Genomic DNA, 21,727 nt, shown 5'->3' on the forward strand with positions numbered 1-21,727 from the left:
AGCTCACCGGCTAAGCCAGCAGCCGTTTCAGATCATCGAATTCCGATACGATGGCGTCAATGACCGCCGGTTCCAGGTAATGGTTCGCCCGATCCCGCACATGAGCATTGAGGGCATCTTCATTATTGGATTCAGACCAGTTCTGGCCCCTGTCCGGCCCGGATGTATCCCGGGACAATGCCAGCCACTTTGCGCACCAGGTCGTTGACCACAACCACATGAGCCGGCGAAGCGGCACATGCCAGGGCCGATGATCGGCGCCTCTGGCACCAAAAGCCTGCTCCCACGACTGATACGCGTGGGCGATATCGTGAACCCCCAGAACGGCGTAAGAGTTCATGTCCCAGGTGGTCGAGGTGTACAGAGTGCTATGGGCCAAGTCGAAGCCCGGGTAGCTGATGCGACACTTTTCAAGGTCCACCATCCAGGCGGCGCCTTTTTTGTCGACCAGAAAGTTGCCGGGGTGGGCATCAAAGGTGATCAGGCTTTCTGGCGGTCGCTCATCCAGGCCGGCCAGTCTGGTAGCAATCTCAAGCTGTTCCCCCACCCTGTTTTGAACGCAAGCGGACACACCGGCACGCGCCAGGAACTCCGCCTGAGTCCGGATTTCCCGAATCATGCTGACCAACGGATCTTCAGGAAGGCTCAGGCGCCGGTGACTCGCTTGCGGCACATCAACACAATGTATCCTCGCCAATGACAGGCTCAGAGACGCCACATGCTCAGGCAACGCCAATGGAACACCATCCACATAATCCAGCACCAGAGCACCCCGGGGCAGCGCCGGGCTTACCGGTAACACCTGGTGCAATGCCGGCGTTACCAAAGAGGGTGCCGCCGCCTGAAAACAGATTGCTTCGTGGGCCAGATGCGGTTCCGGGTCCAGGCCCACCTGGCTTTGCTTGGGAATACGCAGTAACTGGCCGCTGTCGCCAAGACGCACATGGGCGTGGGCCAACCCGGTGTCCGGGAGGAAGCGCAGGGATTGTCCGCGCCAGACGGTGTCCGCAAGGCGCTTTTCAAGGCCCGTTTCCGATACGCCGAGAGCGTGGAACAGTCTGCTTTGCCCGTGGTTCAGATTCCGGGTCACGATACTGCCACGACACCATGTCGACTGGCACGCCGCTGATTGCGCAGGTCATCCAGCAACGGGCCGAGTACTTGGGCGAAATAGCGGTCACAGCCGATACAGAGATTCTGATAGGGCGAACCATCCGGCATTTCTGTGCGGGAAGCCTCAACAAAACGGTCAATGCTCCAGCCTTCGGTGATGCCCATACGCTCCGGCTTGCCGGCGTTGATTGCCTCCAGGGCGGGATGGCCTTTGAGGCTGTCGAGTATGTCGTATAAAGGTTCTTCCACCAGGTTGCCGATGGGGCTTTTGGTCTTCAGGCAACAGGGGTAAACATCCCCGGTGGGATCAATGGACACTTCGGAACCGGAACGACCATATTCAAGGAAATTGAGGCCGCCGGACCAGGCATTGCAGAAATTGTCGGTGAGGTTGGCCTTGGACAGACTGTTTTCCCAGGCTCGCCCCCGGGGCCAGAGTTTTCCGATCCAGGCATCATCGGTGGCGCCGAAAGCGCTGTAAACGGGGCCTTCCTCGTCCATCCACTCACGATGGTCGGACTTCAGGCCAGAGCGGTGCATACCCGCGGCCTCGAATTCGCGGATAAGGGAGTCCAGCAGCGTGTCCTTGCGATCGCCTGCCATACCCACGTGATAGTCGTCGAGGCCGGACACCGAGATCATCCATACACCCCTGTCCAGCAGTTCACGAATGATTTTTGGCGTCAGCAGGTCTCCAGTGGTCTGAACCACAATGTTTACCCCGCCACGATGCTGGTAGCGGGCAGTGATTCTTTCGAGGGCCGGGTAAAGCAGACGCTCCCGCACTGGGTCGGTGAGCACATCGCCACCGGAGAGAATAATGCGGCTGCGTCGCTTGGGAATCGCGCCATCAGGCAGTGGTTTACGCCAATCCTCATAGGCCATCTCCCGGGGAAGATGGTCCACAATCTGAGGCATGTTGCGCTCGGCCTCTTGCAGAACATCCTCCAGCTCGTCTCGAACGTAGGGGCGGAAACGGGTTTCGTAGCAGTGTTTGCAACGTCGGTGACAATGCCAACAGAGGACGTAATAGATGGATTCCACGGTCGTCGATCCTTGCTCGGTTAGAAAATTCAACAACTTCAGCCTTCAGGACACATAATTTTGATGAAAGTTACAGCCTCCCGCTGAGAAATAATGGAAACATCTTCAATCCGTTAACACCTTACCGGCAACGCCATCCCAGCCCGCCCCTGGCTCAAGATCAGATAACTGAACTTCAGCGGTCATAAAACCTTCATCACACTGTCATAAGCTCCCCCTAAGGTCATAGGCAACTTAACTTGTATAGACATGCCTATGAGCCTTTACATCCTGCAACGCGAAACCGGCCATGCACTCTACCGCCAGATTGCCCTGCACCTGGAACGTGATGTTCTGAACCAGTATGCCCCAGGTGACATGCTGCCCTCGGAAAACGAAATGGCTGACCGGTTCGGCGTCAACCGTCACACCCTGAGACGCGCGATCGATGTTCTGGTTGCCGACGGCCTGCTGGAGCGACAGCACGGTCGGGGCGTGTTCGTCATCAATAACCAGATCGACTATCCGCTGAGTTCCGACACCCGGTTTACCGAAAATCTGACCGCCATGGGGGCGGCGGCAGGCGGACGTGTTGTGCGTAAACAGGTTCTGCCAGCCACAGAGCGAGTGGCCGATCGCCTGGCCATTACGGCGGGTTCGCCGGTGATCTGGATTGAAAGCGTGCGAACAGTAAACGGCTCGCCCGTCTGCGTGAGTTCGCACTTTTTGCCGGAGGCACGTTTTCCGCTGGTGCGGGACAAATACGATGGTGGGTCTTTGCACGGGTTTCTGGCCGAACATTACGGCTGCTCGCTCAAGCGTGTTCAAAGCCTGGTAACGGCGATGCTCCCGCAGGGCGATGACGCAGGACTTCTGGCAATGCCCAGGACACAACCCGTGCTGCGGGTAAAGAGTACCAACGTGCATGAGCAGGATCTGACCCCGCTCGAGTACGTGATTACCCGGTTTCGCGCAGACCGAATCCAATTGTGCATCAACCCATGACTGTTTGCTAACGGTCGAATACCTGAATACACACCCTACGGGAACTTACCTAATGTATCCGAAACTGCACACTCTTCTCAAATACGCGGTGTCCGTGCTGACTGCCATCATCATGCTCGGTTCAAACACTGCCATCGCCGCCAATGACGGTTCCAGCGATCGGCCTTTACGGGTGGTTCTAATTCCCGCCGACGGCGGCACCGAAGACGGCAGCCGCAAAGACTTCGAACCCATCTTCAATGCCGTATCGGAAGCCACGGGGCTGAACTTTGAATTAAAAGTTGGCCAGAGCTACGGCGCGGTGGTTGAGGCTATGTGCAACGGTTCTGCCGACATTGCCTGGCTCGGGCCTGTCGCTTATCTGCAGGCGCATGACCGTGGTTGCGCCAACCTTCTGGCCGTGGCTGTCAGCAAAGGCAAGTCAGTTTATTATTCCGGCATTTTTGCCCGAAATGACAGCGGCATCAGCGAAATAGCCGACATCCGGAATAAAAAGATCGCTCTGGGTGACATCAACTCCGCCTCCAGCTTCAACATTCCTGTCGCCATGATGCTTCGCGCAGGCATTGACCCTGCCAGTGACACAGCCAGCGTTACCATGGCAGGCAACCACGCCAACGTTTTGTCCGCTCTGTCCCAGGGCCTGGTGGATGTCGGTGGAGCTTCCTTCGATTCCTATGAGAAAGCTCTGAATGCCGGGGCCATCGATGGCGCCGCTGTAAAAGTTATTGCCAAGAGCGCTCCCCTGCCTTATCCGCCATTGGCCATACAGCCGCAGGTGGATGCCGATATCAAGGACCGCCTGAAGCAAGCCTTTAACAGCGTGCATAACTCGCCAAACATCAAACCGGAGCAGATTCGTGGTTATGGCGGCAAGCGTGTCGACCGTTACACAAGCGACGTCAGCGAAGAAACCATGGCTGAAGTCGGCGACATGCTGAATGCAGTCACCCGCGACGTTAAACAGGCCATCCTCGCAGCCAGCAGCAACCGCTGAAACCAACGATGTTTGCCTGCCCCAGCGGGGGCAGGCATTCACCAGGAGAAATAACAATGAACCAGACACCCCGACCCATGGTAAAGCTCAGCGCAATCGATAAGACCTGGGCAGACGGCACCCGCGCACTGAATGGCGTTGGTCTGGAGGTTCCCGAAGGTCAGTTTTGCGTCATTCTTGGCCCTTCAGGTGCGGGCAAGTCCACTCTGCTGCGATCGGTCAATGGTCTTATGCGCCCCACCGGAGGGAGGGTTCAGGTGGACGGTGTTGAATTGACACCCGCCAACGAACGCGAGCTTCGCAAAAGCGTGGCTATGATTCACCAGCATTTCAATCTGGCGACCCGCGCCAGCGTAGCAGCCAACGTTTTGTCCGGTGCCCTGCCTGATGTATCACTGGCGCGTGCCTTATGCGGATGGTTTCACCCCGAACAGCGCCAGAAAGCCTGCCATTATCTCGAACGGGTGGGGCTGAAACCGGAACATCTTCATCGCCGCGCAGGCAAGCTGTCCGGCGGCCAGCAGCAGCGCGTCGGTATCGCCCGTGCCTTCATGCTGGACCCCAAGGTCGTTCTTGCCGACGAGCCAGTGGCCAGTCTCGACCCGCAGATATCCCGGGATATTCTGACGCTGCTTAAAGATGCCGCGAGGGAACTCAACGCCACCGTTATCTGCAGCCTGCACCAGGTAGATCTTGCCCGGGAATTCGGTGACCGGATTGTGGGAATGCGTAACGGTGAGATCGTGTTTGACGGCGCACCGGAAGAGTTTGACGACCAGCGCCTTCGCAGGCTTTACCAGAATGCCGACTGGGGCGATGGCGAACCCTCCCAATTACAGGAAGAAACGCCCGAGCTTTATGCCGCTGGGGGTATGTAATGATTGACCGACCGATTCCTGTGCCGCCCCAGGGTACGCGATTGCAGTGGCATCTTGACCAGCCGTTTCGCCTCAAGCACCTGGTGATCGCGATATTGATCTTCGCTCTGCTGCTTCTGACAGGACACCGGACCGAAATGGACCGGATGGTGGCCATGACCACCCAGGCTGTTGGCAATCTGGTAGGACTGAACGACGAATCACAGGTTGTTCGCGGCCTGAGCAAGGTGGCCGAGTCCATGTGGCCACCCCAGCTGGCAACATCGGACCAAATTGCACGGATGAACGATTTCAATCCCAACGATCTGCCCTGGTTTGCCCGCGTGGAAACCAAAGAAACCACCACCCAGCGCATTAACGAAGAAACATTGCAGCTCCAAAGCACAACGGAAACCACCGAAGTTCTCTACGACCCTCTGGGTTATGTAAAGACCGTGATGATCAAAATGGTGGAAACCCTGGAAATGGCGCTTTGGGGCACCATTCTGGCCGTCAGCCTGTCGATTCCGCTGGCCTGGTTTGCCGCCAGCAACTACTCCCCCAACCGGGTGACCTACACCCTAGCAAGAGGCTTCATAAGCCTGCTGCGTTCAGTGCCGGAACTGATTGTTGCGCTGTTTCTGGTGTTGGCCTACGGCTTTGGCCCCATTGCCGGGGTACTCGCTCTTGGCCTGCATGCCGCCGGTTTTCTGGGCAAGTTCTACGCCGAAGACATCGAAAATGCTGACAAGCAACCGCAGGAAGCGCTGGAAGCCATTGGCGCGGGCAAGATCAAGACAGTTCTGTATGCGGTGATGCCACAGGTATTACCCCAATACGTCGCCTACACCGCTTACATACTTGACCGGAACCTGCGAATGGCAACGGTGGTCGGGCTGGTGGGTGCGGGCGGTATTGGCCAGGAGCTAAAAGGCCGCTTCGATATGTATGACTACGGCCATGTGATGACCATGCTGATCGCCATCTTCCTGTTCGTTTTCCTACTCGACCAGCTTTCAGCCCGCATCCGGTCCCGGATGATCTGAACCGGCACCCTGTTAGCGCTCACCAAACAGATATAGATATCCGCATAACCAAGGAGTACCAAAGACCATGAATCACAACCCTCCAGGAACAGACGGGCCGCCTGCCCGCAACCAATGGCTCCGCTATTGGGCAGCCGTGCCGGCAGAACAGGCCGAAGCCCTGGCAGCGGACATAGCGGCGGAATACACAGTTAAGGATGTGACTTTGCCGCAAAGCGGGCTTGGCCTGCTGCAACTGCCGGATTCGGCCCTCAACGATCTGTATTTCCTGGGTGAAGTACCGGTCAGCCATGCTCATGTGGAGGTCATCAGCCATGACGGCATTCACGCCGAAGGCGGTGCTCGCCTGCTGGATGACCGGCAATCACTGGTAAGGGCATTGGCCGTTCTGGATGCCACGCTGGCTTCCCGCTTATCGCACCACGAGCAAGCCCTCGATCTGCTCAAAAAAGGTATGGCAAAGATTCAGGAAACTGAGGCCGAACGCCACGCCATGCTGGCAGCAACCCGTGTGGACTTTTCCCTACTTGGTGAAGGAAGTGATGACGATGATGAATAGCACCAACACAGCCGAACAACACAACAGCGTGTGGAGCCCGCTCTACCAGCAGCGGGGGTTCCGGGCCCTTATGACGGCCTTCGCCTTTCCCGGGCGGCGCCAGCCACTACCGCCATGCACCGACGCCAAAGGCCCGACCTGTGTCGCTGCCATTCTTTGCGACAAAGAAGTCACTCTGGCAGACCCTCATCAATTGATTCAGCCGGTGGATATCCGCCGGCTGGGCACGGTTGAAGCCGAAACCGACCACGCCAGTTTTATAGTCGCTGACGGCAGCAGACCACCGGCTTTTGACCTCACTCTCGGCACCCTGGGTGAGCCCGAGCAGGGCGCAACTATCATTATCCGCGTCGCCAGCCTCGAAGACAGTTCCGATTTCCCTCTGATTCTCCGTGGGCCGGGTATCGACGGTCAGCAATCGCTGGCTGTTCGGGGCCTGAACGGCGACTGGCTGATCGCAAGGGCACGATGGAACCAAAACTTTCCGATGGGCGTTGACCTGATTCTGGTGGACGACACTCAGATGGTCGCGTTACCGCGAACCACCCAGACCAGTGGAGGAAACGACTGATGGGGTACGTTGCAATCAAAGGCGGTGAAAAAGCCATTGACGGCGCCGCCGATGCGCTGGAAGCACTTCGCGGTGGCGGACAACCTTCAGGCTCAGACCCGTTGTCTCTTCATGCCATTGAACACCAGCTGCGGCTGCTGACCTCACGGATCATGTCTGAAGGCGGGCTGTATCATCCGCAGCTTGCGGCTCTGGCCATCAAACAGATGCAGGGTGACACCCTGGAAGCCGGTTTCGCTCTGCGCGCTTACCGGTCAACCAGGCCCAGGCTGCTGGAAACCCCGCCCCAAGACACCGGGCAGATGCGGCTGATCCGACGAATTTCCAGTGCGTTCAAGGATATTCCTGGCGGGCAAATGCTGGGGCCGACCCACGATTACGCCCTACGCCTGATGCGATTTGAGCTGGCCGAGGAGTCACCGGAACCTTTCCGGCAGATGGCGTCACAGTTTATGCAAAACGCGCCCCGGGAAGCACTTCCCGATAGTTTCCCGAAAGTACTGGATGCGCTCCGCGCAGAGGGCCTGCTGCCGCCAAAACCAGAACACCGGAACCCTGCGTTCGACATTACCCGGGACCCGCTGATCTTCCCCGTCAGCCGTTCTGCGGCGCTTGCCACCATGGCCCGGGCAGAAACCGGCTCGATGTTGGCCATTGCCTACTCCAACATGCGCGGATACGGCGATGTCCACCCCACAGTGGCGGAGTTACGGGTGGGCTATCTGCCCGTGATGCTGCCCCACCCGGTGACAGGTGAACTGACGGAGGCCGGTGAAGTACTGATGACCGAATGCGAGGTCATTGCCATGTATGAACCAGACGAGACCGCAACAGGCAAAGACGCAGCACCCGAATTTACGCTGGGGTACGGCGCCTGTTTCGGCCACAACGAAACCAAAGCCATCAGCATGGCCATCCTGGATCGCGCCTTACAAAAGGGCATGCGCGACGGCCCTGCAAACGCGTCCGAAGACCCGGAATTCGTGCTGATGCACATAGACGGTGTGGACTCCATGGGCTTTGCCAATCACTACAAAATGCCCCACTACGTTACCTTCCAATCCGACATGGACCGGCTGCGTTCAACCCGCAGCAAATATCAACAGTGCCGCCAGGACCAACAGGAGGTGAACCATGAATCCGAACTATAAACTGCCCGCTGCCCAGGACGGCTACAACTTTGGCTTTCTTGATGAGTTCGCCAAGCGTGAAATACGCCGGGTTATCCTCAAGGCTATCAGTATTCCCGGTTATCAGACCCCTTACGCCTCACGGGAAATGCCGATGGGCCGTGGCTTTGGCACCGGCGGATTGCAGCTGACCCTGGCGATGATCGGCCCGGACGATGCGCTTAAGGTGATTGACCAGGGCTCTGACGATTCCGTAAATGCCGTCAATCTGCGCAAGTTTGCGGAGCTGACCTGCCCTGGCATATCCACCACGGAAAGCACCACCGACGCCAGCCTGATTCAGTCCCGTCACCGCGTGCCGGAGATTGCCCTGCGGGAAGACCAGATTTTGAACCTTCAGGTACCCTACCCCGATCCGCTGGTCATCGTGGAGCCGTCGGAGGCGAGGCGCAAAGTCATGCACGGCGAAGGCGATTACGCCCGCCTGCTGACCAAGCTCTACGAGGATCTGGTGCAATTCGACGAAATCACCATTTCCCACCGCTACCCCACGCGAATCAATGGCCATTACGTGATCGACCCCAGCCCCATACCCCGTTACGACGTACCACGACTGCACCACTCCAAGGCGCTGATACTGTTTGGTGCTGGGCGCGAGAAGAAAATTTACGCGGTGCCGCCCTACACCGCAGCCGAGCCGCTGGTGTTTGACGATGTGCCGTTTCGCACGGAGAACTTCCATACGCCCGGCGGGGAACGACGGGCCTGCGCCCGCTGTGGAGCCACCGACAGCTTCCTGGATGAGCTGAACCTGGAGCAAGGTGGCAAAGCCTGGCAATGCTCGGACACCGACTACTGCAACCGCCAACTGGCTAAAACCGAAGCCCGGGAGGTCACTCAATGAAACCGATTCTTGAGGTAGAGGGCCTGACCCGCATTCACGGTACTGAATGCCCGTCCTGTTTGGACCTGACCGGCCCGGAGCACGATACCAACGTCTGCCCCGCCTGCGGTTCGGTCGTTGCAGCGGCCAATGTCAGCTTCAGCCTTCAGCCAGGCGAAATTCTGGGCATCATGGGGGAGTCCGGAAGCGGCAAATCCACGGTTGTGAAAACGCTCTACTTCGACCAGGCACCGAGCCGGGGAACTGCACGCTTTCGGGACGAAGAGCAGATCCACGAACTGTTCCACCTCAACGGAGCGGAGCAACGCTGGCTGCGTAATCACCGATTCGGCATGGTGTATCAGAACCCGAATCTGGGTCTGAATTTCAGTATTTCAGCCGGCGGCAACATCGCCGAGCGATTACTGATGAACGACATTAACCACTACAGCGACATCCGCCGACGAGCCAGCGAATTGCTTAGCCGCACAGACGTGATGGTGGGTCGCATGGACGAGTCGCCCAGGCAGTTTTCCGGCGGCATGCAGCAGCGGGTCCAGATCGCCAAGGCACTGGCTACCCGGCCGCCATTGCTGTTGCTGGATGAAGTCACCACAGGGCTGGATCTCTCCGTACAGGCGCGGATTCTGGACCTGATTCTTGAAATCCAGCACGAGCTGGACACCGCCATGATTGTGGTGACTCACGATCTGGGCGTCATCCGCCTACTGGCCAGCCGAACGCTGGTCATGAAGCACGGCCGGATAATTGAGTCGGGGCTGACCGATCAGGTTCTTGAAGACCCGCAGCACGCTTACACCCAACAACTGGTGGCATCCACTCTGTGAGACATAAAGACATGACACCCATTCTTGAGATAACCGGGCTGGCCAAACAGTTCAACCTGCACGAACAGAACGAAACCGTTCCTTCCTGTTCCGACGTGGCACTGACCGCCTTTCCGGGCCAGCTGACGGCACTGACCGGGCCTACCGGGGCGGGTAAGTCGTCGGTGCTGAAGTGTATTTACCGCACTTACCTGCCCAGCGACGGAACCATCAAGTTTCACAAGGCCGACGGCACCACCGTGGACCTGGCCCGCGTCAGTGAACAGGACATGCTGCAACTGCGCCGCACCGAGTTGGGCTTTGTCACCCAGTTTCTGCACTGTGTTCCCCGCCGCCCCGCGGAAGAAGTCATTGCGGAGCCCTTGATTCTCAGAGGCGTTCCACCTGCCGAAGCCCTTGCACAGGCCCAGGATCTGCTGGCCCGGCTGAACGTGCCTGCACGCCTGTGGCGTTTGCCTCCGGCAACCTTTTCAGGCGGTGAAAAGCAGCGGGTAAACCTCGCCAGAGGCCTGATTACGAAACCGCGACTGCTGTTGCTGGATGAGCCTACCGCAAGCCTTGATAAGGCTACGACAGCCCAGGTGATCGAGCTGATCCGGGGATTCAAACAAGCTGGTGTGGCCATGATTGCCATTTTCCACGATCCGGAACTGGTAGCCGCTCTGGCAGATACCGAATATCGCCTGACACCGCCCCAAAGCCTGCCCCGGTCAACCCCCGCTCTGGAGACCGTACAGCCATGAAACCCCAACTACTCACAAATGCCCGGATTGTTTTGGAAAACGCCGTAGAAGAGCAAGCCGATCTGCTGATTGAAAACGGCACGATTATGGCAATCGGCCCAACCAACACCCGCAATGCGGAGCGGGTGGATCTGCAGGGCTGCCTGCTGGCGCCCGGCCTGATCGATTTGCACTGCGACGCTCTGGAAAAAGAAGCTGAACCCCGGCCTGGGGTTCATTTCCCCTTTGCGTTTGCCTGCGCTTTAGCCGATAAACGCAACGCCGTTGCTGGCATAACCACGGTTTATCACGCGCTGTCATTCGCTAACCACGAGCTGGGCGTGCGCAACAATGACGTTGCCGCCGATCTGGCACGGGCCATGGCGCGGCATCAGACATCAGCGATGGTGGACAACCGTATCCATGCCCGCTATGAAGTGACCGATGAGTCGGCCCCGGAGATTCTGAACGGTCTGCTGGCCGAGGGGGTTTTGCAGATGTTGTCGTTTATGGATCATAGCCCGGGGCAAGGGCAGTTTCGGGATGTAGAAGCCTATCGGAACTATCTGGCCAAAACTTACAGGACCACCTCCGACGATGCGGATGCCATTCTGGACCAAAAACGCCTGGCCGCCCGGGGCGCCATGTCCCGCATGAAACAGCTGGCCGAGCAGGTCCGGCATTATGGCATTCCTTTGGCCAGCCACGATGACGACAGCCCGGAAAAGGTGGCGATTCTGAAAAGCTTGGGGGCTTGGATTTCGGAATTCCCCATAAATCTAAAAACCGCCGTTGCGGCCAGGGAAAACGGCTTGTCGACTCTGTTCGGCGCGCCAAACATTCTGCGCAACGCGTCGCAATCCGGCAATATGAAAGCTATTGAAGCTGTTCAGGAACAGGTAGCCGACTGCCTGTGTAGTGATTATTCACCGGCGGCACTATTACCGGCGGTATTGTACCTGGCCGAAAACGGCCAGCTTTCCCTGCCGCAAGCCTTCGCTCTGGTCACACGTAACCCCGCCCGAGCCACGGGCCTTGACGATCGGGGCGTGATTGCACCGGGCAAGCGAGCAGACCTGATCGCCATCACCGGCACCGGGCTGCTGGCACACGCAAACCGTGTCTGGTCCCGCGGGAAGGAGGTTCTACGATGGCAAACGAACTGATCTTTATTATCGGCCCCTCGGGCAGCGGTAAAGACACCCTGATCGGCCTGGTCCGGCAGCGGCTCGGGCGCGAACCCGATGTCTGCTTTGCCCACCGTTACATCACCCGGCCCGCCTCAGCCGGGGGCGAAAACCACATAGCGCTGACCGAAGATGAATTCCTGGCACGCCAAAGCGCCGAACTTTTTGCCATGAGCTGGCACAGTCACGGCTGCCATTACGGCATTGGCATTGAAGTCAACCAATGGCTGGCCATGGGACTGACAGTGGTCGTCAACGGCTCCCGCGGCTATCTGAGCACAGCCTTGCGGCTTTACCCGGAGTTGTGCCCGGTGCTGGTGGACGTCTCGTCGGAGGTGTTGAGGGCTCGTTTGATCCAACGTGGTCGTGAAACACAGGAAAGCATCGAACAGCGACTCTCTCGCAACAGCGAGTTTGGCGTAGAATCCGGTAAAGACTGCCTTCGCGTAGATAACAACCACTCACCGGGCGCGGCCTGCGAGCGGCTGCTGTCCATTATTAACCGGTATCGGGAGAAGACAGCTTGCGCGTAACCTTTCTGGGAACCGGCGGAGCCGGAGGTGTTCCACGTTTCGGGTGCGCCTGCCCCGCCTGTCAGCGGGCAAAGGCTGAGTCGCGGTATATCCGCCGCCCCTGCTCAGCTTTGATTGAAGATGGCAAACAAAAAATACTGCTGGATGCAGGCCTGATGGACCTGCACGATCGCTTTGAACCGGGCGAGCTTTGCGCCATTGTTCTGACCCACTATCACGCCGATCACGTGCAGGGATTGCTGCACCTGCGGTGGGGCAAGGGCAGCCCGATTCCGGTTTACGCTCCACCGGACCAGGAGGGCTTCACCGACCTGTTCAAACACCCCGGTATTCTGGACATTCGCAGTCTGACCGCTTTCGAAGCGCTCGAGCTGGGCGACTTCAGCCTGACGCCCTTGCCGTTGAACCATTCAAAACTTACCTTTGGCTACGCCATCGCCCATCGCAACGGTGCCCGTTTTGCCTATCTGACCGACACCCTCGGGCTGCCGCAGGATTCCGATCATTTCCTCAAACAATGGGGGGCAAACGACATTGCCGTGGATTGCAGTCATCCGCCTGCTGCCCCATCAGGCAAGCCCCTGCGAAACCACAACGATGTTCCGGCCGCGCTCGACATAATTCAACGCAGCGGAGCGTGCCGGGGCTGGCTGACACACCTGAGCCATGAAACCGACTGCTGGCTAATGGATAATCCGGGCGCACTGCCGGGGTCGACCACGGCCGCTATGGACGGCCAGGTCGTCGACCTCGCCAGCGACCATTCGCCATGATGATCAGTGCAGCTATCGCACTGACGGCTTCGGTGCTCATGCATGTGCTTTGGAACCTGATCGCCCGGCATCAGCCCGCTGCCGCCTGGCCACTTTGGTGGGCACTGCTGGCACATCTTGTTTTGTTAGCGCCCTGGGGGTTTTACGCGCTGTGGCAGGCCGACGCCTGGTCATTCTCGTTTCTGGGGCTGATGGTCATTTCCGCCAGCGCCAACGCGTGTTACTTCTTCGGTTTATGGAACGCGTACCGGCACGCACCTGTGGCCATGGTTTACCCACTGGTGCGAAGTGCGCCGGTGCTGATTGCCCTTTGGTGGCTGATACTCACCGGAGACTCTCTCAACCTCATGGGCTGGTTAGGCATCCTCATCAGCGTTGCAGGGCTAGCCCTGGTGGCGGGCGGTAAGTTGGGCAATAAGGAACGGGCTGCTATTCCCTGGGCCGCTCTGGCTATGGTTTCCACCAGCGTCTATTCCATCTCCGACAAGCTGGCCACCGTTCATCTGCCGGGGTTCGCCGCCATCATCGGGTTTATATCAGTGGGATACAGTGCAGCGTTTATCGTGCTGACCCTGGCCCTGCGCCAACAAACCGGACGCTGGACTCCGCCGCAACGACTGCCAGTGCCGATCACGATCATTGGCGGGCTCTGCGTTGGCCTGGCCTATGCCCTAGTCATCCACACCATGCGCTTTTTGCCATCGGCCGAAGTTGTTGCCTATTCCAATACCGGCATCGTGCTTGCCACCCTGGCGTCCATCTATCTGTTCGGCGAGAAAACGCACGCGGGGAGGCGGCTGTGCGGCGCGGCTGTTATCTGTGCCGGGTTGTTGTTACTGGCGCTTTAAAAAACCTTGCCTGCTGTCTCTCTCGCTGGCCATACCTGTCTCATTGAAGCGATTTAAAACCGTGAAGAAAGTCGCGGACGTAAAAGTACCCGCAAAATAATCAGCAAACGAAAAAAGCCGCTATTCCTCGGAATAGCGGCTTTTAAATGAACGGTTTTTGGTGATCAATGACTAACGCAATTCGGGAAAGTTAGCTCGTAGGTTCAGGGCCCAGTCGTAGTGGATGAACTTTATATCCGATGTGCCAACAACCCCTTCCACCACTGCAGAATCCGCCCAGTCCTCAATAAAAGCCTTTGTAGAACCGGATGCCTCGTTAAAATCGTCTTCATACCACTTGAACAATTCCGTCACGTACAGGGTATCGCCTTGTATTTTCAGATGGCGGTCGGTGTTCAATGCGCGCCGGGTGTTCTCAGCAAATAAGCGCTCAAGATTATCAGCAGTATAGAGCGTGTCCCGCAGAGGTGGGCATCCAACAGAGGCACAGTTCACCGCAAAGTGACCCGCGCATCCTTCCAGCCCCGGGATTGATAATCCTTGCCCAGCAAAACGCCCTTTTCGATCTGGCTCAGGCTGAAGCGTTCACCACCAATCACAAAGCTCTCCCGCTCAAAAACACTGTCGACAAACGGATTTACCCGGCCGCCGTAATCCCAGACGGAGGAAACAAGCTGGCCATCTGGCCGTTCGGTAAGAATCTGTTCGAGCATGAAGAAATTGTAGGCATTAACCCAGAAAGCCACGGACTCTTTCTGAGCCTCCAGGGTTCCAGTATCAAATTCCGCCAGAGCTTTGCGCTGCTGTTCCAGCGTCTGTGCCAAATCTGTATCCGCCAAGGCGGCTTGGTAATCAAAAGCAGAGACCAGCCCGTTACCGGGCAAGGTTTCTTCAATAAGATAATTGGACAAAAGGCTTTGGTAGGGTTGGTAGAGGCCGGGATTGATATCCGCCCATACCAGGCCCGGCAATAGAACCCACCCAAGAAAGCTTGTCACTAATTGATATCCACGCATAATTACTCCCAAGTCACTCTCACGTCACTCTCACGTCAGTTTCATCAGTCATACTTCAAAATCATGGCTACAGACAAAGACAACGACGTTCTGTTACACAGGCAATGATCGAACCCTCAGGCCTTCGTATCCAGACGCAAAAAACGAGACAGTCGGGAGTGGGGGCGCCGGCTGAGATACAGCGGCAAGGTGCTCATGACGACCAGAATAACAACAGCGGCCACCACGGTCAGCAAAGGGCTCAGCTCAAAGCTGTGACCCAGTCCGGCAAAAACGAAGGTCATGGGCAGCATGCCAAGAGTGGTCGCGAGCGCATAACGCCAAAACGAGATTGCCGTCACACCGGCTGCATAACTGATCAGCGCAAACGAAAACAGCGGAATCAGGCGCGTTAGCGTCACCGCCATGAACAGAAAACGCTGAGAACCGGTGGCTGAAAATACCGGGTTACCGCCCAGTTTTCGCCGAACTGCCTCACGCCCCAGTACCCGCGCCAGATAAAAAGCAATGATAGACCCGGCGAGGGCACCCGACACTGCGATTGCAGTTCCGGTGAACACGCCGTAAACGAGACCTGAAGCAGCACTGATGGGCAGTGTCGGAATCGGTCCGACAACCACCGCGAGGATCATCAACAGCATCAGCAACAACGGCCCGGACATACCCTGCTGGTTAAGCCACTCAGCCAACGCTTCTGGCGCCAGACTAACAGGCATACCCAATTGACGAAGAAGCAGCCAAATGGCCCCCATCACGAGTGCGACTATGATCAGAAAAGTGAGCCGGAAAGCCCATTGTGAACGGTTCATCAGAGTATTCTACCGGCCACGTTGAAGGCGGGAAGGGTTTTTTCGAATTTTCAACTGCGTCATCACGGTACTTGTTACTGAGCGATCATTCAATCTGCCCGCTATGCCGAGACTGGCGGTGCGGAGCTGGCCAAGCATATGGCTGGCTACAATATGGCGCATATTCTTGACGCTTACTGACCCGCCACGAGAACAGACTGGCGTCAGTCGCGGGTAGACGGACAAGGCGCGCCACAAGGCGCACAAGCAGACTCGTCTTTTTGTGACAGCGCAGTTTGCACATTGCCCTGGCCCGAGTTGAACGCAAACGTCGGGCTGTTCAGGTGGTCGATCACAATCAGTATCAAAATGGCACCCAACAACGCCAGAACGCGACCTTTACGGTAAGCTGGATTCATAACTGTGCTCCCGTTGTCAGTTCGGCAGGCGAACCAGATCCAGGCGTGCAGGCTGGCCGAACCAATACCTGAGAAAAGCGCACCGATATTGCAACCAAAACCCAAGCGAGCACCGTAGCCCAGCAACAGGCCGCCCACCACGGCCGCCAGAAACGGGCGACCTTGCAGCTTGTTGCGACTGGCTTCGTTGAAACGATTAGCCAACCCTGCGGCCAGCATGGCACCCAACAGCAGGCCAAAATTCATCACCGATGGAATGTTGGTGAGCAGCGAATCCTTCAAAGCCATGGCGGGGTATTCCCACTGCCAGAACTCAAACTGACCCATGTCGACACCGATGGCTTGCAGTGCTTTAGCGCCCCATACGTTGAACGCAAAGGTGATGCTCCAGGGCGCCCCACCGATGGCCAGGGTAAGAACATTACCGGCGGCCAGAATCAGAATGGCCCAGGTGAACAGCCAGCGGCCGGTCACCAGAGTGCGCCAAAAACCTTGATCTTTCTGTTTCCACAAGAGCTCATCGCGGGCCACCTGGCCGTGGGCTTTGCGTTCAATGCGACTGACCCAGCGAGCAACTTCACTCATGCCATTCTCTCTTGCTGTCTAAAACATCACGCGGAATCAATTAAATACGTCGAGCAGTTTCGCTAAACCCGTCTTCTCCGCCTGCATTGGCCGATCGCTGTCTTGAGACCACTCGGCCATGGAGCCGTCATACAGCGCCACTTCGTCAAATCCGGCCAGTTCACTCAGCACAAACCAGTCGGTGGCGGCCCAGTGGGCGGTGTTACAGAAGGCAATAGCGCGCTTGTCGCGATCCAGATTGGTGCTCTGCAGTTGGCCGGCAATGGTGTCGGAGTTCAGGTACCAGGCTTTGCCCTGCTGGCTGAGAAAGTTCTGATGGGGAAGATTCATCGCACCAGGAATGGTACCAGCAGCTTTGGTTGCAGCTCGCCTTTGAAAGCACCGAAAGGACGCTGGGCGCCTTCACCACTGGCCACTTCAAATCCGGCCTCGTTCCAGCCGGCGAAGCCGCCGCTCAAAATGGTCACCTCATCGTGACCCAGTACCTTGAAAGTCCAGTACACCCGGGCAGCACTGCCAAAGTCGGTGGGGCCGGTACCGGCTGGCACGAGTACAACCGTATCGCCATTATTGATGCCCAGGCCGCTGATCAGCCGCTCCAGGCTGGACACCGGGGGCATAACACCGTTTACGCCATCACGGCTTTCACGCCAGCCATCGTCGGTGTAGCTGCTATAAACCAAGCCAGGAATGTGAGCTTTGCGAAACGTGCTGCGGTCGCCGCCGTTATCAATCCCGGAACGGATATCGACAATAACCAGTTCAGACTGCTGGCGCTGCTATTGCAGCCAGTCGGCATCTACCAGCGGAGGTAAGTCGCGGTCAGCAGCTGTTGCCAGCGAGCTGAACAGAATAAGGAAGGAAACAAGAAAACGGGCCATAACACCACTTCAAACATAGGCTCAAACGAAGTGGCATTATGATCGTCACAAAAAAGAATTAATACACAGACTTTTATTCTTTTTTAGAATAACCTAATCATAATCATTTCTGGCACTCGGGCAATTCGGGATTCAGCGTGTAGTGGCCAACCACCCGAGCGCTGTCTAGCACATGGCCTTTCATGGCCTTGCGTACCGCTTCGCCGTCAAACTCGCCGCTAAGGCCCAAAGACTCTACATCTAGCGCAAACACTTCATAGTGATAGTGGTGCAGCAGTTCGTCATTCCAGGGCGGGCACGGGCCGTCGTAGCCAAAGTAGGTGCCGGCCATATCCGGATTGCCTGCCAGAAACTGGGTGAAGTTGTTCACACCGCGCACGCCTACCGGGCCGCCGCCGAACTCTTTGCCCTTCGGAGTAACGCCGTCGCTGTCTTCGCCTTCCGGCAGGCAGCGCATGCGAGCAGGAATATCTAACAGCAGCCAGTGGAAGAAGTCCACCCGTGGAATGTCTTTGGAGATGGTTTTACCTTCCTGGTTGGCATCGTCTGCGATGCTGGGGACATCTGGATCGAACATAATAATCGCAAAGCTGCGCGTGCCTTCCGGCACTTGGTCCCAGACCATTTCCGGGCTGCGGTTGGCGCCAAAACTCATGTGGTCGTCTTCATTGAACACGCCAAAGGCGAACTTCTCTGGCACCGCTTTACCGTCTTCAATTCCTGACACTGTCAGTTTCACGTCAAATTCTCCTTAACTCTGGCTGATTTTGGCCAGTGATTGATCATCAGTGATTGATCGTCAACGTTTTTCACCATCATTGTGGCAGAATTCCAGCAGATCTGTGATACAAAGGCCAACCATATAACAGCCATTTTTTATCAACGGTCACTTTTTAGTCATCACTACAGCATGGAACCATAGTCTGCCTTATGTTCAATAACGGAGAAATCATTCATCATGTGCGAGATGCCATGGGCAGTGTGCTGGTCATTGACGAACGCAAACATCGTGTTCTCACGTTTAACTCCATTTTTGAACAGAGCAAGATAGACCGCCGCACTCCCCACCTGCCCGTGCACGAATACAGTCGCGCCATGATGCTGCCTGCCGCCTTCTATATGCCGGCCCGGGTAACCGTTCTGGGCCTGGGTGGAGGCGCGCTGGCGAGTGCTTTTCATCATCTGAACCCCGAATGCACCGTACACGTGGTGGAACTGCGACAGATTGTGGTGGATGTGGCGCGGGAATTTTTCAGCCTGCCGCAAACCGACCGCATGCAGGTTACCGTCGCCGACGCCCGCGTTGCGCTGGAGCAAATGCCCGACGCCAGCAGCGATATGATCCTGGCCGACCTGTACAACGCCGACCGTATGAGCCCTGCCCAGTCACAGCGAGTTTTTATGGACAGCTGTGCCCGCGTACTCACAAACGACGGCTGGCTGGCGCTGAACTACCATCGGCCACCCGTACCCAACGACGCCTGGTTCCGCCAGCTGAGGAAACACTTTCCGGTGTTGTTGGTGTTCCGCAGCAAAACCAACAACACCGTGCTTTACGCCAGTAGGCAGCCACTTGAAGCCATAAATGCCAAAGATCCGAAGCTGAACGCTCTTGAGCGCACGCTGCCGATTGGATGGCGCAAACTGATGGCCAAAGTGAGCCGCCTGGAATAAAAATGAGTCGCTTGGAGTAATGCGCATGGCGCGTTAATATCACACACTTGCCATGGGTCTCAGTCACGACAACAAAGCGCTTTTATACGCCAGCAGCAAGAGCGCTTTGTTCTCTTTTCTGTAAAGGCCCAATGCGATGATTGCTCCGAAAAATAAAACCAATAATAGTAGTCCCCACCACATAGTGATCGTTGGCGGCGGTGCCGGCGGCCTTGAGCTGATCACCAGCCTTGGCAACACATTGGGGAAAAAAGGCAAAGCCCGCATTACCCTGGTGGATGCCGGCCTGACCCACGTCTGGAAACCTCTGCTGCACGAAGTTGCCTCTGGCTCCCTAGACGCCAATGCCAACGAAATCAATTACCGCGCCCACGCTCGCAAACATCATTACGAATTTCAGCTCGGCCGCATGAGCGGTCTGAACCGCGCCACCAAAACCCTGGTGGTTGCGCCATTTATGGGCGAAGACGGCGCAGAAGTCGTGCCCGAAAGGGAAATTGCCTACGACACGCTGGTGATTTCTGTAGGCAGTACCGCGAACGATTTTGGCACCCCCGGGGCTCAGAAAAACTGCTTGTTTCTAGACAGTCTGATACAAGCCCGGCGCTTCCATAACCTGATGTTGAACGCATTTTTGCGCAAAAACCACGAAGCTCAGCAAGGCCGCCAACACCGCCTGCACATCAATATTATTGGCGCCGGCGCTACCGGTGTGGAGTTGGCAGCCGAATTGCGCCTGGCCTCGCGCGAACTGCCGGTGTACGGCATGAACCACCTGCGCGCGTCCGACGTGTCTATTTCAGTGATTGAAGCGGCCGACCGTATTTTGCCTGCGTTGCCCACACGACTGTCTTCTGCGGCAACTCGCGAGCTGGAACATCTGCATGTGAAGGTGCTAACGGGCCAGCCGGTCAGCGAAATAAAAGAAGACCTTCTTGTGATGAAGGACGGCACCGAGCTGCCATCCGACATGACCATCTGGGCTGCTGGCATCAAGGCACCGGTGTTTCTGAGTAATCTGGAAGGTATCGAAGTGAATCGTAATAATCAATTGGTGGTACTGCAAACCCTGCAAACCACCCATGACACAGATATTTTTGCTCTTGGCGATTGCGCCGCCTGCCCTCAACCAGGCTCGGAGCGCCCGGTACCCGCTCGCGCCCAGGCTGCACACCAGCAAGCAGACGCGCTGTTCAAAACTCTGTGCAACCGCCTGCAAGGCAAAGCAGCCGTGCCATTTGTATACAACGACCACGGCTCGCTGATCAACTTTAGCCGCTACACCACCGTAGGTAATCTGATGGGTAATCTATCGGGTCGCGGTATGTACATTGAGGGCAAGGTAGCACGATTGTTTTACGTGTCTCTGTACCGTATGCACCAGGTGGCCCTGCACGGTTTTCTGCGCACCGGCGTTATCTGGCTGATGGACAAAGTCAGCCGTGCGATGCAGCCACGTTTAAAGCTGCACTGAGGAGTATCGGGTGGCGCTGCGCCCGTCCGGCAGTTTTCGACTGTGACTGTGCGCAGGCCATGATTCGCTCTATTTGATGGCCGCTACTCTCATTGCCAGCGCCGTTCGACTTGTCACTTCGGTCTTGCGGAATAGGGCATGAATCTGGTTTCGAACTGTATTCGGACTTGAGCCCAGCTCTCGTGCAATCTGTTTGTTACTGATACCGCTGGCAACGAGTTTGAGGATTTGCACTTCCCTGGTCGTGAATTGATACCAGTCCAGCCCTACATCATCCTGCTCAGAAGGAGCACAAGGCGGAAAGTCATCAACGGCGTATATTTGCCCGGCTTGCTCAACCAGCTCGGCCACTATGCGCTTGACAGTTTCGACGTTGTTCCAGCGCTTGGTCGAGCTAATGACGGCAAACAGGAGACTGTGATCACCAAACTGGCTAGCGTGTACGGCAAAACGCCGGCCAAGTGTCGGTTCCTGCTTCAACAGTCGTCGACCAATACACGTGCATTGACCCAAATCCACCAGCGATGGCGTTCGCATCGCCATCCACAGCGCAACAAGCGACGCGCAGTGGCTCTTCAAGGTTTCGGGCTCTTCGTGAATTTCGCCTTCAAGAAAGAGAATTTCTCTAAAGTGCACAATAGGGCCATTTACATCTGCAATACCAACGGCGGTGCAGTCGACGTCCAGTTCCAGAAAGGATGGAGCCCTCATGCTTTCTTGCAGCACTTGCCAACTATTACTATTCTTGACACCTTCCATGATGTTCAGCCCTTCCTTAAGAGATGTGTCTAGTTC

26 protein-coding genes and 1 pseudogene are annotated in these 21,727 nt (G+C 56.9%); 16 read left to right on the top strand and 11 right to left on the bottom strand.

All coding sequences use genetic code 11. The annotated features are described in order from the left end of the window. Positions 1-10: 10 nt before the first annotated feature. Both ATG98_RS06865 and ATG98_RS06870 read right to left on the bottom strand, forming a co-directional pair. Complete coding sequence (locus tag ATG98_RS06865) at positions 11-1,090, bottom strand: phosphotransferase (protein WP_098422474.1); 1,080 nt, start codon at positions 1,088-1,090, stop codon at positions 11-13. Continuing rightward, positions 1,087-2,157 carry an SPASM domain-containing protein gene (locus ATG98_RS06870; protein WP_143751442.1) on the bottom strand — a complete coding sequence of 357 codons (1,071 nt, stop codon included), beginning with the start codon at positions 2,155-2,157 and terminating at the stop codon, positions 1,087-1,089. Before ATG98_RS06870 ends, ATG98_RS06865 begins: the two co-directional genes overlap by 4 nt. Before the next feature lie 255 nt (positions 2,158-2,412). On the opposite strand from ATG98_RS06870, the gene phnF reads away from it, so the two are divergent. The 14 genes from phnF (at position 2,413) to ATG98_RS06940 (ending at position 14,095) form a co-directional block, all read left to right on the top strand. Continuing rightward, on the top strand, positions 2,413-3,141 hold the full coding sequence (gene phnF, locus ATG98_RS06875; RefSeq protein ID WP_228706044.1) for a phosphonate metabolism transcriptional regulator PhnF: 729 nt from the start codon (positions 2,413-2,415) through the stop codon (positions 3,139-3,141). A 52-nt stretch (positions 3,142-3,193) separates the two neighbouring features. Beyond that, on the top strand, positions 3,194-4,138 hold the full coding sequence (locus tag ATG98_RS06880) for a phosphate/phosphite/phosphonate ABC transporter substrate-binding protein (protein ID WP_098422476.1): 945 nt from the start codon (positions 3,194-3,196) through the stop codon (positions 4,136-4,138). Between the two features lie 56 nt (positions 4,139-4,194). Then, positions 4,195-5,016, top strand: a complete 822-nt coding sequence (phnC, locus tag ATG98_RS06885) for a phosphonate ABC transporter ATP-binding protein (RefSeq protein ID WP_098422477.1) — start codon at positions 4,195-4,197, stop codon at positions 5,014-5,016. Further along, a complete protein-coding gene (gene phnE, locus ATG98_RS06890) occupies positions 5,016-6,041 on the top strand; it encodes a phosphonate ABC transporter, permease protein PhnE (protein WP_098422478.1) in 1,026 nt (341 codons plus the stop codon). Before phnC ends, phnE begins: the two co-directional genes overlap by 1 nt. Positions 6,042-6,108: 67 nt before the next feature. After that, positions 6,109-6,600, top strand: coding sequence for a phosphonate C-P lyase system protein PhnG (gene phnG / locus ATG98_RS06895; protein ID WP_098422479.1), 492 nt, complete (start codon positions 6,109-6,111; stop codon positions 6,598-6,600). Then, on the top strand, positions 6,590-7,171 hold the full coding sequence (phnH, locus tag ATG98_RS06900) for a phosphonate C-P lyase system protein PhnH (protein WP_228706045.1): 582 nt from the start codon (positions 6,590-6,592) through the stop codon (positions 7,169-7,171). Before phnG ends, phnH begins: the two co-directional genes overlap by 11 nt. Continuing rightward, positions 7,171-8,322 (top strand): carbon-phosphorus lyase complex subunit PhnI, encoded by a 1,152-nt coding sequence (locus ATG98_RS06905; RefSeq protein ID WP_098422480.1) that lies wholly within the window; start codon positions 7,171-7,173, stop codon positions 8,320-8,322. Before phnH ends, ATG98_RS06905 begins: the two co-directional genes overlap by 1 nt. Continuing rightward, on the top strand, positions 8,306-9,205 hold the full coding sequence (locus ATG98_RS06910; protein WP_098422481.1) for an alpha-D-ribose 1-methylphosphonate 5-phosphate C-P-lyase PhnJ: 900 nt from the start codon (positions 8,306-8,308) through the stop codon (positions 9,203-9,205). The genes ATG98_RS06905 and ATG98_RS06910 overlap by 17 nt, the downstream gene beginning before the upstream one ends. After that, positions 9,202-10,032, top strand: coding sequence for an ATP-binding cassette domain-containing protein (locus tag ATG98_RS06915; RefSeq protein WP_098422482.1), 831 nt, complete (start codon positions 9,202-9,204; stop codon positions 10,030-10,032). Before ATG98_RS06910 ends, ATG98_RS06915 begins: the two co-directional genes overlap by 4 nt. Further along, positions 10,029-10,775 carry a phosphonate C-P lyase system protein PhnL gene (gene phnL / locus ATG98_RS06920; RefSeq protein ID WP_228706046.1) on the top strand — a complete coding sequence of 249 codons (747 nt, stop codon included), beginning with the start codon at positions 10,029-10,031 and terminating at the stop codon, positions 10,773-10,775. The genes ATG98_RS06915 and phnL overlap by 4 nt, the downstream gene beginning before the upstream one ends. Then, entirely contained in the window at positions 10,772-11,920 is a 1,149-nt protein-coding gene (locus ATG98_RS06925) for an alpha-D-ribose 1-methylphosphonate 5-triphosphate diphosphatase (RefSeq protein WP_098422484.1), read from the top strand. Before phnL ends, ATG98_RS06925 begins: the two co-directional genes overlap by 4 nt. Continuing rightward, entirely contained in the window at positions 11,905-12,474 is a 570-nt protein-coding gene (phnN, locus tag ATG98_RS06930) for a phosphonate metabolism protein/1,5-bisphosphokinase (PRPP-forming) PhnN (protein ID WP_098422485.1), read from the top strand. The genes ATG98_RS06925 and phnN overlap by 16 nt, the downstream gene beginning before the upstream one ends. Further along, positions 12,465-13,247, top strand: a complete 783-nt coding sequence (gene phnP, locus ATG98_RS06935) for a phosphonate metabolism protein PhnP (protein WP_098422486.1) — start codon at positions 12,465-12,467, stop codon at positions 13,245-13,247. Before phnN ends, phnP begins: the two co-directional genes overlap by 10 nt. Beyond that, positions 13,244-14,095, top strand: coding sequence for an EamA family transporter (locus ATG98_RS06940; protein WP_228706047.1), 852 nt, complete (start codon positions 13,244-13,246; stop codon positions 14,093-14,095). Before phnP ends, ATG98_RS06940 begins: the two co-directional genes overlap by 4 nt. 171 nt (positions 14,096-14,266) lie before the next feature. Here the strand turns inward: ATG98_RS06940 and ATG98_RS22275 are convergent, their stop codons facing one another. From ATG98_RS22275 to ATG98_RS06965, 8 genes and pseudogenes are all read right to left on the bottom strand, one after another. Continuing rightward, positions 14,267-14,494 carry a hypothetical protein gene (locus ATG98_RS22275; protein WP_228706290.1) on the bottom strand — a complete coding sequence of 76 codons (228 nt, stop codon included), beginning with the start codon at positions 14,492-14,494 and terminating at the stop codon, positions 14,267-14,269. A 48-nt stretch (positions 14,495-14,542) separates the two neighbouring features. Then, positions 14,543-14,590 (bottom strand): annotated as a pseudogene (locus ATG98_RS22695) (hypothetical protein); the annotation flags it as partial. Continuing rightward, complete coding sequence (locus ATG98_RS06945) at positions 14,587-15,093, bottom strand: DUF547 domain-containing protein (RefSeq protein ID WP_267283830.1); 507 nt, start codon at positions 15,091-15,093, stop codon at positions 14,587-14,589. The gene ATG98_RS06945 and the pseudogene ATG98_RS22695, both read right to left, overlap by 4 nt. Positions 15,094-15,227: 134 nt before the next feature. Beyond that, positions 15,228-15,920 carry a TVP38/TMEM64 family protein gene (locus ATG98_RS06950; RefSeq protein ID WP_098420182.1) on the bottom strand — a complete coding sequence of 231 codons (693 nt, stop codon included), beginning with the start codon at positions 15,918-15,920 and terminating at the stop codon, positions 15,228-15,230. A gap of 203 nt (positions 15,921-16,123) precedes the next feature. Then, positions 16,124-16,903: a YeeE/YedE family protein gene (locus ATG98_RS06955; protein WP_228706048.1), complete on the bottom strand. Its 780-nt coding sequence runs from the start codon at positions 16,901-16,903 to the stop codon at positions 16,124-16,126. A gap of 36 nt (positions 16,904-16,939) precedes the next feature. Continuing rightward, the gene (locus tag ATG98_RS22280; RefSeq protein WP_267283831.1) at positions 16,940-17,233 is read right to left on the bottom strand and encodes a sulfurtransferase; all 294 of its coding nucleotides are present in this window, start codon (positions 17,231-17,233) and stop codon (positions 16,940-16,942) included. Beyond that, the gene (locus ATG98_RS22285) at positions 17,230-17,664 is read right to left on the bottom strand and encodes a sulfurtransferase (RefSeq protein ID WP_228706257.1); all 435 of its coding nucleotides are present in this window, start codon (positions 17,662-17,664) and stop codon (positions 17,230-17,232) included. Before ATG98_RS22285 ends, ATG98_RS22280 begins: the two co-directional genes overlap by 4 nt. 223 nt (positions 17,665-17,887) lie before the next feature. Continuing rightward, positions 17,888-18,523: a YbhB/YbcL family Raf kinase inhibitor-like protein gene (locus tag ATG98_RS06965; RefSeq protein WP_098420186.1), complete on the bottom strand. Its 636-nt coding sequence runs from the start codon at positions 18,521-18,523 to the stop codon at positions 17,888-17,890. A gap of 191 nt (positions 18,524-18,714) precedes the next feature. Between ATG98_RS06965 and ATG98_RS06970 the strand changes: the two genes are divergently transcribed. Both ATG98_RS06970 and ATG98_RS06975 read left to right on the top strand, forming a co-directional pair. Continuing rightward, positions 18,715-19,458 carry a spermidine synthase gene (locus tag ATG98_RS06970; protein ID WP_098420188.1) on the top strand — a complete coding sequence of 248 codons (744 nt, stop codon included), beginning with the start codon at positions 18,715-18,717 and terminating at the stop codon, positions 19,456-19,458. Between the two features lie 136 nt (positions 19,459-19,594). Beyond that, positions 19,595-20,932 carry an NAD(P)/FAD-dependent oxidoreductase gene (locus ATG98_RS06975; protein ID WP_098422487.1) on the top strand — a complete coding sequence of 446 codons (1,338 nt, stop codon included), beginning with the start codon at positions 19,595-19,597 and terminating at the stop codon, positions 20,930-20,932. A gap of 69 nt (positions 20,933-21,001) precedes the next feature. On the opposite strand, the gene ATG98_RS06980 is transcribed toward ATG98_RS06975, so the two are convergent. After that, positions 21,002-21,691, bottom strand: a complete 690-nt coding sequence (locus ATG98_RS06980) for a helix-turn-helix transcriptional regulator (protein ID WP_179888073.1) — start codon at positions 21,689-21,691, stop codon at positions 21,002-21,004. Positions 21,692-21,727 lie beyond the last annotated feature (36 nt).

Origin of the sequence: Marinobacter sp. LV10R520-4 (assembly GCF_002563815.1) — a bacterium.
Taxonomy (GTDB): domain Bacteria; phylum Pseudomonadota; class Gammaproteobacteria; order Pseudomonadales; family Oleiphilaceae; genus Marinobacter.